Here is a 14,176-nt window from a genome sequence, read left to right as displayed (position 1 = left end):
GGTTGAGCCATGAAAACCACCAGTGCGATCAATAAGCTGCGCGATATGGCGGAGCAAGAACTGGAGAGTGCGGTGATTCACCTCGGTGATATGCGCCGCGGCGTGCAGCAGGCCGACGAACAACTCAGCATGCTGCTGGATTATCAGGATGAGTATCGCAACAAGCTCAATCAGGATATGTCCGGCGGCATCGCCAGCACCCGCTGGACCAATTATCACCAGTTTATTCAGACGCTGGAAAAAGCCATCGATCAGCATCGCCAGCAGCTTTCACAGTGGAATCAGCGTCTCGATACCGCGCTGAGCAACTGGCGCGAAAAGCATAAGCGACTCAATGCCTATCAAACGCTGATTACCCGCGCTGAAGAAAATGCATTACGACAAGAAAACCGTCTCGATCAGAAACGGATGGATGAATTTGCCCAACGGGCCGCATTGAGGAAAGGCGAATGATTACGCTGCCAACAGTTGCTACGCAAACCTCGGGTTTGGGAGACGCTGACACTTCAGTTTCATCAGATCTGCTGGCGGCCACGGATACGCTGCCGCAGGGTTTTATTACCGAACTGGGTAACCGCTTGCTGACGCTGGCGAAGCAACAAGCTGTTAACACGCAATCAACTGATCTGCCAGCAGAAGTTGATGAAAAAGACGCCAGCAAAGCCTCGTTAAGCGCGTTATTGCAGGCGCTGGAGAAACCGGATGCGTTAAACGCACTTTTACAGCCGGAAAACACTAAAGCCACGCTGAAATCAGCCGATGATAAAGATAAGCCTGAGGCAAGTTCGTTAACTGCCAGCGACTTACAGAATGTGCAGGCGCTATTTGCCATGTTGCCGGTGGCGGTTGAGAACCGCAGCAGTCAGACGGCGGTAACAGAAAGCGTGAGTGCCGGCAAAACCGACACGCGCGCTTCGCTTAATTCAGCACTGTTAAGTGGTTCGCTGGAAAGTGCAATAAAAGAAGAAGCAACGCAGCCGGATAGCGCAAAGAGTCAAGCCAGTGATGCAGGAACGCGCTTAACGCAAACGGCTGCCAGCACGCAAACCAGCAGCAGCGTCAGTACATTGGCAAGTAATAACGGCGCTTTGACGCTGGATGAAAGTTTTAAGCAGGTGCTGAATGCGTTGAGCAAGCCGGAAGAGCGCAGCGCCGCGCCGGTCAGTGATGACCCGGTTGCGCCGTTGACCAGCGCCCCGCTCAGCAGCAGCAGTTCGCTGGTGACCAGCACCGCCTCGACCAGCACCACGCCGTCGACGCCGATGCTGAATGCGCAGCTCGGCAGCGACGAGTGGCAGCAAGCGCTGAGTCAGCAGATTGTGATGTTTAGCCGCAACGGGCAGCAGAACGCCGAGTTGCGCTTACATCCGCAGGATCTGGGCGCGATTCAGATCAGCCTGAGCCTTGATAAGGATCAGGCACAGTTAAGTATGGTTTCCAGCCACAGCCAAGTGAGGGCCGCGCTGGAAGCGGCTCTCCCTCAACTGCGTACAGCGCTGGCGGAGAGCGGTATTAACCTGGGACAGAGTAACGTCAGCAGCGACGCCTTCGCACAGGGCCAGAGTTATCAGGGCCAACAGGAGGGACGTCGTGACGGACAGCACGGCAGCTTTACCCTCTCCCAGGACAGTGACAACGAGATAACGCCTATTGCCGTCCCGGCAGCCCTTCAAGCGCGCGTGGCCGGTAACGGCGCTGTCGATATCTTTGCCTGACAGCCGCTAAACGCTGAAGGTAAGCGTAAAACCCGCGTCTTTTCTTCCCATTGTTTGACTTAAGACGCGGGATAATCTGTCCAGGTAAGCCGAGAGGCTTGCCCATAATTCACAGGAAGTAACTGCAAACATGTCTGATAACGCGAAAGCTAAAGGCCGCAAACGTTCACTACTACTACCGGTGTTACTGATTGTAACGCTGGCCGCTTGCAGCGTGGCAGGCTATGCAGTCTGGCGAATGATGAATAAACACGAGGGTAGCCAACCGGAAGCGGCGAAAGTCGAGCCACCGGCTGCTCCAGTATTTTTTGCAATGGATACGTTTACAGTAAACCTGGTCAATCCTGACAACGATCCTGACCGCGTGCTGTACGTGGGGTTCACCCTGCGTCTGCCCGATGAGGATACCCGTCGTCGGTTGAATGATTACCTGCCGGAAGTGCGCAGCCGTCTGCTGTTACTGCTGTCGCGTCAAAACGCGACGGCACTGGCAACAGAGCAAGGCAAACAGGCCCTGGTTGAGCAGATCAAACAGGTGCTGGCGCCGCCGCTGGTAAAAGGTCAACCGGCTCAGGCCGTCAGTGACGTGCTGTTTACCGCCTTCATTTTGAGGTGATTTAATGGGCGATAGCATTCTCTCCCAGGCTGAGATTGACGCGCTGCTTAATGGCGACAGTGACAGTGCGGAAGTAGAGAACAGTTCCAAAGGGGCCGATGGCGATATCCGCCCCTATGATCCCAATACCCAGCGTCGCGTGGTACGTGAGCGTCTGCAGGCGCTGGAGATCATCAACGAGCGCTTTGCCCGTCAATTCCGTATGGCGCTGTTTAACCTGCTGCGCCGTAGCCCAGATATCAGCGTGGGTGCGATCAAGATTCAGCCGTACCACGAGTTTGCCCGCAACCTGCCGGTGCCAACCAACCTGAACCTGATCCACCTGAAGCCGCTGCGCGGTACGGCACTGGTGGTGTTTTCACCGAGCCTGGTATTTATTGCTGTCGATAACCTGTTTGGCGGCGACGGTCGTTTTCCGACCAAAGTAGAAGGCCGTGAATTTACCCATACCGAACAGCGCGTCATCCGCCGCATGTTGAAGCTGGCGCTGGATGGCTACAGCGACGCCTGGAAGGCGATTTATCCGCTGGACGTGGAGTATGTGCGTTCAGAGATGCAGGTGAAGTTCACCAACATCACCACTTCCCCGAACGATATCGTGGTCAACACGCCGTTCCAGGTGGAAATTGGTAACCTGGTGGGTGAATTCAATATCTGTATTCCGTTTTCGATGATTGAGCCGCTGCGCGAGCTGTTGGTCAATCCACCGCTGGAAAACTCACGTCAGGAAGATAACCACTGGCGCGACAATCTGGTGAAACAGGTGCAGCACTCGGAGCTGGAGCTGATTGCCCACTTCGCCGAAACATCGCTGCGTCTGTCACGCATTTTGCAGCTGAAACCTGGTGACGTCCTGCCCATTGAGAAGCCGGACCGCATCATTGCTCACGTTGATGGCGTACCGGTACTGACCAGCCAATACGGCACCATTAATGGCCAGTATGCCCTGCGTGTAGAACATTTGATTAACCCGATTTTGAATTCGCTGAACGAGGAACAGCCCGATGAGTGACAGCAAGAAACCGTCCGATGACGACATCTCCGCGGACGATCTGTGGGCTGCAGCTATGAACGAACAGACCGCGACCAGCGCGCCTGATCCGACCGAGAATGTGTTCAAATCGTTAGAGAATCCTGGCATCAGCGGTTCGCTGCAGGATATCGATCTGATTATGGACATCCCGGTCAAACTGACCGTGGAGCTGGGCCGCACCAAGATGACCATCAAAGAGCTGCTGCGTCTGACGCAGGGTTCCGTGGTGGCGCTGGATGGCCTCGCCGGTGAGCCGCTGGATATTCTGATCAACGGTTATCTGATCGCCCAGGGTGAAGTAGTGGTGGTAAACGACAAATATGGCGTGCGCATCACCGACATCATCACCCCGTCTGAACGTATGCGTCGTCTGAGCCGTTAAGCATGTTGAAGAACACGCAAAGCGAACAGCCGGTTCACAGCCAGCCGGTGGTCTCCACCGGTTCGGTGATTGGACAAGTCAGCAGCGTGCTGGCGGTGATTGTTCTGCTGATTCTGGCCTGCGGCTGGCTGGCTAAACGCCTGGGTTTTGCGCCGAAAACGGTGACTGGCCAGGCGTTAAAAGTCAGCGCCACCGTGCAGGTTGGCCAGCGTGAGCGCGTGGTGATTGTGGATACCGCCGATGCACGCCTGGTGTTGGGCGTCACCGCGCAGCAAATCACCCATCTGCACTCTTTGCCACCGCTGCCGCCGGAAGAACAAACCGGTAACAGCGTAGCACCACAAGATTTTCGTCAGCTGTTCCAGAACCTGGTTAAACGTCCCGGAAAACCCTAATGATGCGTCGATTACTCGCTCTTCTGCCGCTTTTATTGCTGGCACCGGTTGCCCATGCGCAGCTGCCGGGCTTAATCAGCCAACCGCTGGCCAATGGCGGACAGAGCTGGTCGCTGCCGGTGCAGACGCTGGTGTTCATCACTTCGCTGACCTTTATACCGGCGGTGTTGCTGATGATGACCAGCTTCACCCGCATCATTATTGTGTTTGGTCTGCTGCGTAACGCCCTCGGCACGCCTTCCGCGCCACCGAACCAGGTGCTACTAGGCCTGGCGCTGTTTCTGACCTTTTTTATCATGGCGCCGACCTTCGACAAGATCTATTCCGACGCCTATTTGCCGTTCAGCCAGGACAAAATCAGCATGGCTGACGCCATCGATAAAGGTGCGCAGCCGCTGCGTGAATTTATGCTGCGTCAAACGCGTGAAGCCGACCTGGCGCTGTTTGCCCGTCTCGCCAACACCGCGCCAATTGAAGGCCCGGAAGCGGTGCCGATGCGCATTCTGTTGCCGGCTTATGTCACCAGTGAACTGAAAACCGCCTTCCAGATTGGTTTTACCGTGTTCATCCCTTTCCTGATCATCGATCTGGTGGTCGCCAGCGTGTTAATGGCGCTGGGGATGATGATGGTGCCGCCCGCGACCATCTCCCTGCCGTTCAAGCTGATGCTGTTTGTATTGGTGGATGGCTGGCAGCTGCTGGTGGGTTCGCTGGCGCAAAGCTTCTACTCTTGAGTGGCAATCGCCCTCACCTTTCTTTCCTTAGGAGTGCAGCATGACACCTGAATCAGTGATGGTTATGGGCCAGGAAGCAATGCGTGTCGCCCTGTTGATGGCGGCACCGATGTTGCTGGTCGCGTTAATTAGCGGTTTGATCATTAGCGTGTTGCAAGCGGCAACCCAGATCAACGAACAAACGCTCTCCTTTATCCCGAAAATTCTGGCCGTTGCGGCCACCGCGGTGATCGCCGGTCCATGGATGCTGAATCTGATGCTGGACTATATGCGTACCCTGTTTAACAACCTGCCTTACATCATTGGCTGATGATTAACCTCGATAGCAGCCAGCTGATTCATTGGGTCGCGCAATTTTTCTGGCCGATGGTGCGTTTGCTGGCGCTGTTTGCCAGCGCGCCGGTGCTAAGTGAAAAATCGATTCCCAAGCGGGTCAAAATTGGTCTGGCGGTTGTCACTACCTGGATCATCATTCCGCTATTGCCGCCGGTTGAAGCCACCTTATTTACCCCTGCAGGCTTTTGGTTACTGTTACAGCAGCTGCTGATTGGCGTAAGCCTGGGCCTAACGATGCAGTTCGCCTTTGCCGCGGTACGGATGGCGGGTGAAGTAATTGGTTTGCAGATGGGCTTGTCGTTCGCCACCTTCTTTGACCCCGGTAGCCGGTTAAACATGCCGGTGCTGGCGCGTTTTCTCGATATGCTGGCGATGCTGCTGTTCCTGACCTTCAATGGCCATCTTTGGTTGATTTCGTTGTTGGTGGACAGTTTTCATACTTTGCCGATCAGCGATCAGCCTCTCAACGCCAACGCCTTTATGGCGTTAGTCAAAGCCGCCGGATTAATTTTCCTTAATGGCATGATGTTAGCGCTGCCCTTAATAGTTCTGCTCCTCACGCTAAACATGGCACTAGGTTTGTTAAACCGTGTTTCACCACAGCTCTCCATTTTCGCGGTTGGCTTCCCGATTACCTTAACGGTAGGCATCCTGAGTGTAGGGTTGATGATGCCGCTGCTTGCTCCCTTCTGTGAACATCTGTTCAGCGAAGTCTTTGATTTACTCGCCCAGTTTATGTCAGAACTTTCCCGCGCTGGTTGATTAACTATTCTGTAGGCGTCCTTAAGTAATAGTTAAGCAATCAAAATCAGTCAGTGCATTTTTCGAACCATATTTCTCAGAAATCAACTGAGGAAATTCTGATAAGTGCGCATTTTAGGTGAAAATTATTCTTATTAAACCGCGCTTCGCGTATTTTAGTCAGACGATTCCTAAGGGGCTAAACCTTGGGAATTGGTTGATTAAATGCTCAAAGGGCTGTTTTTAAACAAAAAAAAATTCACAGCGATTTTTCTTGTCTAAATCCCTTTTTTCCGGCATTGTCAACGCTCGCTAAAGCGTCACACTTTCGCATTACAAATGTTTTTAAGATTTGTCCTATCAGATTTGTCTGTGATCTGCGCGATAGTGACAGGGCTCTCAAACAGAGCGAATTAAACACTTAATGCAAATGCTCAGCCATTCCCACTATGGCTGGGTTCAGAGTGATGTGGATGTACTATAAAAAATAACTTCGCAGCACGGTTCAGGGAAGAGTCATGATGGCGCATGGATAACTAACGCCAATCTGCTGAGCAGAATAAAAAAGTGTCTTTGGAAATTTCTCTCGTACCGCAAACGCGTATTCATCGTTGATTTAAACGGATAACAAATTGGTGAGGGTCGCTATAATGCCAACGATTATTATGGATTCATGTAATTACACACGCCTCGGATTGTCTGACTATATGGCAGCTAAAGGAGTTAAAAAGAAAAATATTACTCCTGTGTCTGACATTGAACAATTGCAACAAAGATGTGAGCAAATAAAGCCGGGTGTCGTGTTTATCAACGAAGAGTGCTTTATTCACGAATCTGATTCTAGCGATCGTATTCGTGCCATTATTATGCAGCATCCAGATACCTTATTCTTTATATTCATGGCGATCTCGAATATCCATTTTGAGGAATACCTCTACGTTCGTAAGAACCTGATTATTACATCAAAATCGATAAAAACTTCGACGTTGGATTCCTTATTAGGAACCTACTTGCAAAAGAAACTCAACGCTTCGCCGCGTATTTCTGCCGGGCTCGACGTGCATCCACTGACATTAAGTCAGACTGAATCGAATATGCTGAAAATGTGGATGTCAGGTCATGACACCATTCAGATTTCAGACCAGATGCAAATTAAAGCCAAAACGGTTTCGTCACACAAAGGTAATATTAAACGTAAAATTAAAACCCATAATAAGCAGGTAATTTATCATGTGGTACGTTTGACTGATAATGTCACCTCAGGGATTTATGTTAACGTGCGATAATTTCCAAACGTTAATTTACCGGAATAATTTGAGCTACAGACAGGCAGCAACGCGGTGAACGCTCGGCGCTTATTAAAATAAGTGACTTGGGTGTACACCTGCAGCCAACGCGCCTGCAGCTTGAAGTATGAAGGGGTGAAGGGCCAATCCACGGGATTGGCCTTTTTTCGTTTTGCGGGTTTGATCCCACTTTCCTGCCTAATCCTTTCCCCTCACCTGCCGATGCTTACTCTCATAACACCTACCTACATGAGAGCAAGGATATGAAAACAGCATCGATTGATGAGCAATATAAGCTCAGCATCTGGCAGAACCTGCGCCTGATGCCTCTGTTCAGTATGATCTTTGGTGGCATTCTGCTGCTTTTTGCCCTGTGCATTGGACTCGCCAGCTACTTTTTGATTCAAAGTAACAATTCACTCAATGATGCGACCGAAGAAATTCAAATTCGTATGGGCATCTCTAACAGCTCAAACCATCTGCGCACCGCGCGTCTGAATGTGCTGCAATCTGGCGCCGCCGCGCGTATTGGCGAGATGGATGGCTATCGTGCCGATTTAGCGCGCACCGAGACACGTATTAAGCAGGCGCGTGAAGGCTTCAAGCTGTATATGGATCGTAAGGCGAAAACCCCGGCCGACATTGCGCTCGATGAGCCGCTGACGGCCAGCTTTAATGCTTATATCGATAAAGGCTTGAAGCCGATGATTGAATCGGCCAAACAAGGCAGCTTCGAGGGCATCGTGGCGCAGGAAACGGATGTGACGCGCAAGCTGGATGATGCTTACAACGCGGTGTTGCTGAAAGCGATTAAGATCCGCACCGACCGCGCAGAAACGATTAACGCTGAAGCCGCCCACCAATCGCGCGTCGGCTTTATTGCCATGGCGATTGCCTTTGCTGCGGCGCTGGTGCTGGTACTGCTCACCTTTGTATTCCTGCGTCGTGTGGTGATTACACCGCTGCGCCAATCGGTTGATCGTATTGAGCGCATCGCGCAAGGCGACTTAACGGCACCGGAGCAGGCCTACGGTCGCAGCGAGATCGGCAGCTTACTGCATAACCTGCAGCTGATGCAGGCGTCGCTGGTGCGCACCGTGGGAACGGTGCGTGAAGGTGCGGTGGCGATTTACCAGGGTTCTAGCGAGATCTCGGCCGGCAACACCGATCTCTCCTCGCGCACTGAGGAACAAGCCTCCGCACTGGAGCAAACTGCCGCCAGCATGGAGCAGTTAACCGCGACGGTGAAGCAGAATGCCGAAAACGCCCATCATGCCAGCCAGCTGGCCGCAGATGCCTCAGGTAAAGCACGAAGCGGCGGCGACCTGGTGAGCGGCGTGGTACAGACCATGACGAATATCTCTGGCAGTTCGAAGAAGATTGCGGAGATCACCAACGTCATCAACAGCATCGCGTTTCAGACCAACATTCTGGCGCTCAACGCCGCCGTAGAAGCGGCGCGTGCGGGTGAACAGGGTCGAGGTTTTGCGGTGGTTGCTAGCGAAGTACGTAATCTCGCCCAGCGCAGTGCGCAGGCCGCCAAAGAGATTGAAACGCTGATTGCGGAATCGGTGGGATTAATTACCAACGGTTCGCGCCAGGTCGGTGAAGCCGGTAATACCATGAGTGAAATTGTTGAAGCGGTGCGTCGCGTTACCGACATCATGGCGGAAATTGCTGCCGCCTCAGATGAGCAGAGCCGTGGCATTCAGCAGGTTAGCCTGGCGGTGACCGAAATGGATAACGTGACGCAGCAGAACGCCTCGCTGGTTGAAGAAGCCTCTTCGGCTGCGGCCTCGCTGGAAGATCAGGCCGGCAGATTGACGCAGGCGGTGGCGGTGTTCCGCTTGAATGACACGCCGGTGGCGCAGGTTGCTAAAGCCGCGCAGTCCGCCTTACGCACGCCGAATCTGGCGCCACGTCCGGCGTTGGCGACGTCGGGGAATGATAATTGGGAAACGTTTTAATTTGGATCGGGGCGCAGTTTGAGATTTAGGTGCGGGTTGCCCCGCACTTATTCCCTCTCCCACTTGTGGGAGAGGGAATAAGTAGGTAAGGGCAAAAATCAATCAAGCCCCTTCATACGGCTCGACAAAAACCCCTTCCGCATGGTCGCTTTCATTGAAGAACCAAATCCCCAGCGGGTAATCATCCAACGCCACCAGATACATGGTGCCTTCATTAAATGCTTCCACGGCCAGCACCGTACCCACACGGCGCGGGCCGCCATCGGTTTTTACCGTAACGCGGTCATTCACCTTCATTGATTACTCTCCACAATTTGTCCTGCGACACAGTGTAACGGAAGATAATCATGACCGCCTGATCGCGATCAGCGTCGGGCGATAACCCACACGGCATGCACGATACCTGGAATGTAACCGCACAGCGTTAGCAAGATATTAAGCCAGAAGGCTCCACCAAAACCGACCTGCAGGAATACACCCAGCGGGGGCACTAAAATCGCAATCACAATACGTAAAAAGTCCATACTCTCTCCCTGATAACACTTAGCAATCAATCGCTAAGCATAGACGCTGCTACACGCATTGCATTTAAAGGCAGGTAAAAGTTTGTCAGGATGCGACTTTTCACTTTCTTAACGTTTCGCAGAGAGACTTTTGACATCGGCTGCTCGTACACTTCTCACTACTGCACCAACCCCAAAGGCGCAGTCAACCTAAAAGTAACAAGGATTTTTGCCCGCGCAGCGCGGGCTTTTTTTTGCCTGCTATTCCGCTTCCCTCCCCCCTCTCCACCACCGTCTATACTGGTAATACATCCGATCGCCTCTGGGAGGCCGCCATGACGACTGCAAAAGAGTACAGCGAGAATGTGCAGCGCGACGTGAATATTGATGTCGATGCGCTGCTGGAAGCGATTCAGAAGAGAACGTCGGGCGAGGTGAAAGAGTTTATGGAAGCCGAGCACGCTCATCGCGTTAGGGTAAACGGTGAGGCCTATGACTCCTGCGCCGAGTTAGCCGAAGCCTTCGAACTCGACATCCGCGACTTCGCTATCAGCGAAGTGAACCGATGAAATCGATTTCAAAAAAATACCCGGCGGGATGGCCGGGTAAAGTAAATCAGTAAATTCGTTACACCAGGGAATTCTTAACACCAAGCCAGATTACGCCTTAGCACACTTAAGACAAGTCTTATCCCTGCATGTAAATTGAACATTTTCGTATAACCATTCATCTAAATCGCCGCACGCACCGCGTCGCTACTGATTATTTGCTGTGCACAAACCGTGCATGGACAAATCTACTGTGAATAGAATTTAAGAATTATCCTGGTTGTCGCTCGCCTGTCCCCGCGGAAAAGTGTGATCGTGATTCCGCTATTATACTGATTACTCTTCGCTTTACGGATGCCACTGGCGTTAGGAGTGTGATGATGCTGAGTCTTAACTCTTCACTGATGGTCGTGACCGATCTTGATGGCTCACTGCTGGATCATCATGACTACAACTGGGATGCCGCCAGCGAATGGCTGGCGCGTCTGAAACAACATCAAATCCCACTGGTGATTTGTTCCAGCAAAACCGCAGCAGAAATTGTTCCTCTGCAAAAGCGGCTGGGCATTGCCGGTGCCCCCTTTATTGCGGAAAACGGCGCTCGCGTGGTATTCGGCGGCGATCAAATCCTCGCAACGGAGCCTGGCGCAGCCTATCGCACGCTGTGCCAGACGCTGAAAACTCTGCAAGCGCAGTTCCGCTTCGATGGTTTTCACCAGTTTAGCGACGCCGACGTCGCACGCTTTACCGGATTAACCCTAGCTGAAGCCAGTCAGAGCCGCTTACGCGAAGCCTCCGAAGTGGTGCTGTGGCGCGACGACGAGCATCGTTTAGCCGCATTCCGTGAGGCGCTGGCCGAGCATCACCTCGCCTTAACACAGGGCGGACGTTTCTGGCACGTCATGCCCGTCGGCACCGGCAAAGGCATTGCGCTGGCGCAAATCCAGCAGCATCTGGCCGAGCAAGAAGGCCAGTCGCGCATCACTCTCGGATTAGGTGATGGCCCCAATGATGTGCCGATGTTAGAGCGTGTCGACTACGCCGTAGTGATTAAGGGCTTCAGCAAAACGCCGGTAGAACTGCAACGCACGGATAGCGAGCATGTTTACTACACCGCGCACGTCGGCCCGCAAGGCTGGCGCGAAGGGCTGGACTATTTTCTTGCGCCTAACGATTAACGACCAAAAACCTGAAGGATGAGACGATGAGTGATTTTTACCAGAATGGTGTCATTACTAATTTTCATAATCTCACCCACCGCAGCGTCGAATCGCTGGAAAAAGAGATGGTGCGCTTCGCGCGCAAACGCAAGATGGGGCTGATTTTGCCCTCGTTGTTCTCGGAACTGGAAGGGCCGGCGCTGGATAATATCGTCAATGAACTGGCGAAAGTGCCCTATCTCGACGAGATTGTGATTGGCCTCGATCGCGCCGATCGCGATCAGTTTCTCTTCGCCCGTGAGTTCTTTTCACGCCTGCCACAGCGCCACCGCATTCTATGGAATGACGGCCCGCGCCTGAAAGCGCTGGACGCCGAGTTGGATAAAGAGGGATTGTCGCCGAGCCAGCCCGGCAAAGGGCGCAACGTGTGGTTCTGTACCGGTTACACGCTGGCATCCGATCGTACCCAGTGCGTGGCGCTGCACGACTGCGATATCGTTACCTATGAACGCGGCATGCTGGCGCGTCTGCTCTATCCGTTGGCCAATCCATCGTTTCAGTATGAGTTCTGCAAAGGATTTTATGCGCGCGTGGCCGATGGCAAGCTGAATGGCCGCGTCGGCCGTTTGCTGGTGGGCCCGCTACTGCGCTCGTTACAGAAGGTTTACGGCCACTCCGAATATCTCGACTACCTCACCAGCTTTCGTTATCCGCTTTCTGGCGAGTTCGCCATGCGCACCCACGTGCTCAACGGCATCAAGATTCCTGGCGATTGGGGACTGGAGATTGGCGTGCTGTCGGAGATTTATCGTAATTACACCACGCGCCAGACTTGTCAGGTGGAGATCGCCGACAACTACGATCATAAACATCAGCCGCTGGCTGAGGATGACGGAACCGGCGGATTGAAGCGCATGAGTAATGACATCGTGCAGTCGCTGCTGCGTAAGCTGGCGACCATGGGCGTTCCGCTGACCAGCGATTCATTCCGCGTGCTGAAAGCCACCTACTATCGCAATGCGCTGGATATGATGGAGGTCTATAACCATGAAGCCACCATGAACGGCCTCAAGTTTGACCAGCACATTGAAGAAGCGGCGGTGGAGATGTTTACTCAGGCGATTCTTGATGCCGGACAGGCGTTTATTGAACGTCCCAACGAGAAACCGTTTATTCCAAGCTGGAGTCGCGTGCAATCGGCGTTTCCTGACATCCTGCAGCGAATTTATCAGGCAGTTGAAGAGGATAATGACGGCAAGGTTTGATGCGGGGGAACCACATTCGGGACGGCGAGAACCGTCCCGAATGTGTTTAACTGGCCAGCTGTTGCGCGGAAGATAGGTGACTGAGTTCGTCACTGCGAAACGCCTCACGTCGCACGCTGTAACCATCATACCAACGACATTCGACCATTCCGCTGGCATAGCCGGTCACCACCATCGTGGGGCCGCCCTGTTTGTGCTGAACTTCGTCACTGATTGCAAAGATCATAACCGCACCCTCCTTTAACCGTTGAATGAACGATATTAGGTATAGCAGCGGTGCGCGATATTTTCCTATACGATAAATCTATTAGTGTGACCAAATCAGAATAAGCAGTTAAAAATCCTGTAAATAAAAAAAGCCGACAAGATTTATTGTCGGCTTTGATAACGCGTCCTGGGCAGGAAAATCAGATTTTGCAGCCTTCGCAGTCCGCTTCGTCGCTGATCTCTGCGGGGACTTCGTTGGCTTTTTCTGCCGCTTTGGCTTCAGCCTGTTCCAGCTGTGCATCGATATCAAATTCAAACATATCGTCGTTCATCATCGTTCTCCTGACCGTGATTAGAAATTTCCTGCGCTTTATAACTGCTAGCTACGCAGCTTAGCAATCAGATTTACGCCCAACAGCACGATCGACCCAATGATAAAGCCGATCACCAGATTGGCGCCGTTGCTCAGCAGCGTCGAGATAAAGCCGTTGAAACCGGCGCTGTACTCGGTGATGGCGTGATGTAACGGCGTGATGCCGTGCACCACAATGCCGCCACCGACCAGGAACATCGCAATGGTGCCCACCAGCGTCAGCACTTTCATCAGCCACGGCGCCAGCGCCAGCAGCACGCCGCCGATCGCCTGCGCCACGCTGGAGGATTTCTCCTTCAGCCAAAAACCGAGATCGTCAATTTTCACGATCATCGCCACGATGCCATAAACGCCGATGGTCACGACAATCGCCACGCCGGCCAGGATTAAAACCTGATTCAACAGCGGCGCTTCGGAGACAATGCCCAACGTTATCGCCACGATTTCCGCCGAGAGGATAAAGTCGGTGCGCACCGCGCCTTTCACTTTATCCTTTTCGAACGCACCCGCGTCCTGCTGCGCCAGTTTGTCCAGACGCTGCTGACGCGCTTCCGGACTCTGCTCTGATTTGTCGTGATTCAGGCTATGCAGCACTTTTTCTACCCCTTCGTAACAGAGGTAGGCACCACCAATCATCAGCAGCGGCGTAATCAGCCAGGGCGCGAAAGCTGAGATCAGCAACGCCAGCGGTACCAGGATTAATTTATTTAAAAATGAGCCTTTCGCTACGCTCCAGACGACGGGCAGTTCACGATTGGCTTTGACACCGCTAACCTGCTGCGCATTCAGTGACAAATCGTCACCCAATACGCCCGCGGTCTTCTTTGCTGCAACTTTGCCCATTACCGAGATATCGTCAAGCAGCGTCGCAATATCATCCAGAAGCGTGAGTAAACTGGTTCCTGCCAAAATGGT

Annotated in this window: 19 protein-coding genes; 14 read left to right on the top strand and 5 right to left on the bottom strand. The window is 52.9% G+C overall.

Annotated elements, in window-relative coordinates; translation table 11 throughout:
* Positions 1-9 precede the first annotated feature (9 nt).
* The 11 genes from fliJ (at position 10) to AC790_RS17240 (ending at position 9,205) form a co-directional block, all read left to right on the top strand.
* Positions 10-453, top strand: a complete 444-nt coding sequence (fliJ, locus tag AC790_RS17290) for a flagellar export protein FliJ (protein WP_007891443.1) — start codon at positions 10-12, stop codon at positions 451-453.
* Positions 450-1,715, top strand: coding sequence for a flagellar hook-length control protein FliK (locus tag AC790_RS17285; RefSeq protein WP_049852562.1), 1,266 nt, complete (start codon positions 450-452; stop codon positions 1,713-1,715). The genes fliJ and AC790_RS17285 overlap by 4 nt, the downstream gene beginning before the upstream one ends.
* Before the next feature lie 130 nt (positions 1,716-1,845).
* A complete protein-coding gene (gene fliL, locus AC790_RS17280; RefSeq protein ID WP_007891445.1) occupies positions 1,846-2,331 on the top strand; it encodes a flagellar basal body-associated protein FliL in 486 nt (161 codons plus the stop codon).
* Between the two features lie 4 nt (positions 2,332-2,335).
* The gene (gene fliM, locus AC790_RS17275; RefSeq protein ID WP_007891447.1) at positions 2,336-3,343 is read left to right on the top strand and encodes a flagellar motor switch protein FliM; all 1,008 of its coding nucleotides are present in this window, start codon (positions 2,336-2,338) and stop codon (positions 3,341-3,343) included.
* Entirely contained in the window at positions 3,336-3,746 is a 411-nt protein-coding gene (gene fliN, locus AC790_RS17270) for a flagellar motor switch protein FliN (protein WP_007891449.1), read from the top strand. Before fliM ends, fliN begins: the two co-directional genes overlap by 8 nt.
* A 2-nt stretch (positions 3,747-3,748) precedes the next feature.
* The gene (gene fliO / locus AC790_RS17265) at positions 3,749-4,141 is read left to right on the top strand and encodes a flagellar biosynthetic protein FliO (RefSeq protein WP_049852561.1); all 393 of its coding nucleotides are present in this window, start codon (positions 3,749-3,751) and stop codon (positions 4,139-4,141) included.
* 2 nt (positions 4,142-4,143) lie between these two features.
* Positions 4,144-4,875: a flagellar type III secretion system pore protein FliP gene (fliP, locus tag AC790_RS17260; protein ID WP_036621820.1), complete on the top strand. Its 732-nt coding sequence runs from the start codon at positions 4,144-4,146 to the stop codon at positions 4,873-4,875.
* 40 nt (positions 4,876-4,915) lie between these two features.
* Entirely contained in the window at positions 4,916-5,185 is a 270-nt protein-coding gene (fliQ, locus tag AC790_RS17255) for a flagellar biosynthesis protein FliQ (RefSeq protein WP_007891455.1), read from the top strand.
* A complete protein-coding gene (gene fliR, locus AC790_RS17250) occupies positions 5,185-5,973 on the top strand; it encodes a flagellar biosynthetic protein FliR (RefSeq protein WP_007891459.1) in 789 nt (262 codons plus the stop codon). The genes fliQ and fliR overlap by 1 nt, the downstream gene beginning before the upstream one ends.
* A 629-nt stretch (positions 5,974-6,602) precedes the next feature.
* Entirely contained in the window at positions 6,603-7,238 is a 636-nt protein-coding gene (rcsA, locus tag AC790_RS17245; protein WP_007891461.1) for a transcriptional regulator RcsA, read from the top strand.
* Positions 7,239-7,501: 263 nt separating this feature from the next.
* Positions 7,502-9,205 (top strand): methyl-accepting chemotaxis protein, encoded by a 1,704-nt coding sequence (locus tag AC790_RS17240; protein WP_007891463.1) that lies wholly within the window; start codon positions 7,502-7,504, stop codon positions 9,203-9,205.
* A gap of 102 nt (positions 9,206-9,307) precedes the next feature.
* On the opposite strand, the gene dsrB is transcribed toward AC790_RS17240, so the two are convergent.
* Together dsrB and AC790_RS24330 are read right to left on the bottom strand one after the other, a co-directional pair.
* Positions 9,308-9,502, bottom strand: a complete 195-nt coding sequence (dsrB, locus tag AC790_RS17235; RefSeq protein WP_007891465.1) for a protein DsrB — start codon at positions 9,500-9,502, stop codon at positions 9,308-9,310.
* A gap of 68 nt (positions 9,503-9,570) precedes the next feature.
* On the bottom strand, positions 9,571-9,729 hold the full coding sequence (locus tag AC790_RS24330) for a YqaE/Pmp3 family membrane protein (protein ID WP_007891469.1): 159 nt from the start codon (positions 9,727-9,729) through the stop codon (positions 9,571-9,573).
* A gap of 314 nt (positions 9,730-10,043) precedes the next feature.
* Between AC790_RS24330 and AC790_RS17230 the strand changes: the two genes are divergently transcribed.
* From AC790_RS17230 to AC790_RS17220, 3 genes are all read left to right on the top strand, one after another.
* A complete protein-coding gene (locus AC790_RS17230; protein WP_049852560.1) occupies positions 10,044-10,277 on the top strand; it encodes a DUF2525 domain-containing protein in 234 nt (77 codons plus the stop codon).
* 359 nt (positions 10,278-10,636) lie between these two features.
* The gene (locus AC790_RS17225) at positions 10,637-11,434 is read left to right on the top strand and encodes a mannosyl-3-phosphoglycerate phosphatase-related protein (protein WP_049852588.1); all 798 of its coding nucleotides are present in this window, start codon (positions 10,637-10,639) and stop codon (positions 11,432-11,434) included.
* A 26-nt stretch (positions 11,435-11,460) separates the two neighbouring features.
* Entirely contained in the window at positions 11,461-12,681 is a 1,221-nt protein-coding gene (locus tag AC790_RS17220; RefSeq protein ID WP_049852559.1) for a glycosyl transferase, read from the top strand.
* A 46-nt stretch (positions 12,682-12,727) separates the two neighbouring features.
* Here the strand turns inward: AC790_RS17220 and AC790_RS17215 are convergent, their stop codons facing one another.
* From AC790_RS17215 to AC790_RS17210, 3 genes are all read right to left on the bottom strand, one after another.
* Positions 12,728-12,907 carry a YodC family protein gene (locus AC790_RS17215; protein WP_007891473.1) on the bottom strand — a complete coding sequence of 60 codons (180 nt, stop codon included), beginning with the start codon at positions 12,905-12,907 and terminating at the stop codon, positions 12,728-12,730.
* Between the two features lie 181 nt (positions 12,908-13,088).
* Positions 13,089-13,223 carry a hypothetical protein gene (locus tag AC790_RS25255; RefSeq protein WP_255348773.1) on the bottom strand — a complete coding sequence of 45 codons (135 nt, stop codon included), beginning with the start codon at positions 13,221-13,223 and terminating at the stop codon, positions 13,089-13,091.
* 44 nt (positions 13,224-13,267) lie between these two features.
* A complete protein-coding gene (locus AC790_RS17210; protein ID WP_007891475.1) occupies positions 13,268-14,170 on the bottom strand; it encodes a DUF808 domain-containing protein in 903 nt (300 codons plus the stop codon).
* Positions 14,171-14,176 lie beyond the last annotated feature (6 nt).

The organism is Pantoea sp. RIT-PI-b (assembly GCF_001187905.1).
Taxonomy (GTDB): domain Bacteria; phylum Pseudomonadota; class Gammaproteobacteria; order Enterobacterales; family Enterobacteriaceae; genus Pantoea; species Pantoea nemavictus.
The sequence above is the reverse complement of the archived record's forward strand: the minus strand, read 5'-3'. Positions and strand labels throughout refer to the sequence as shown.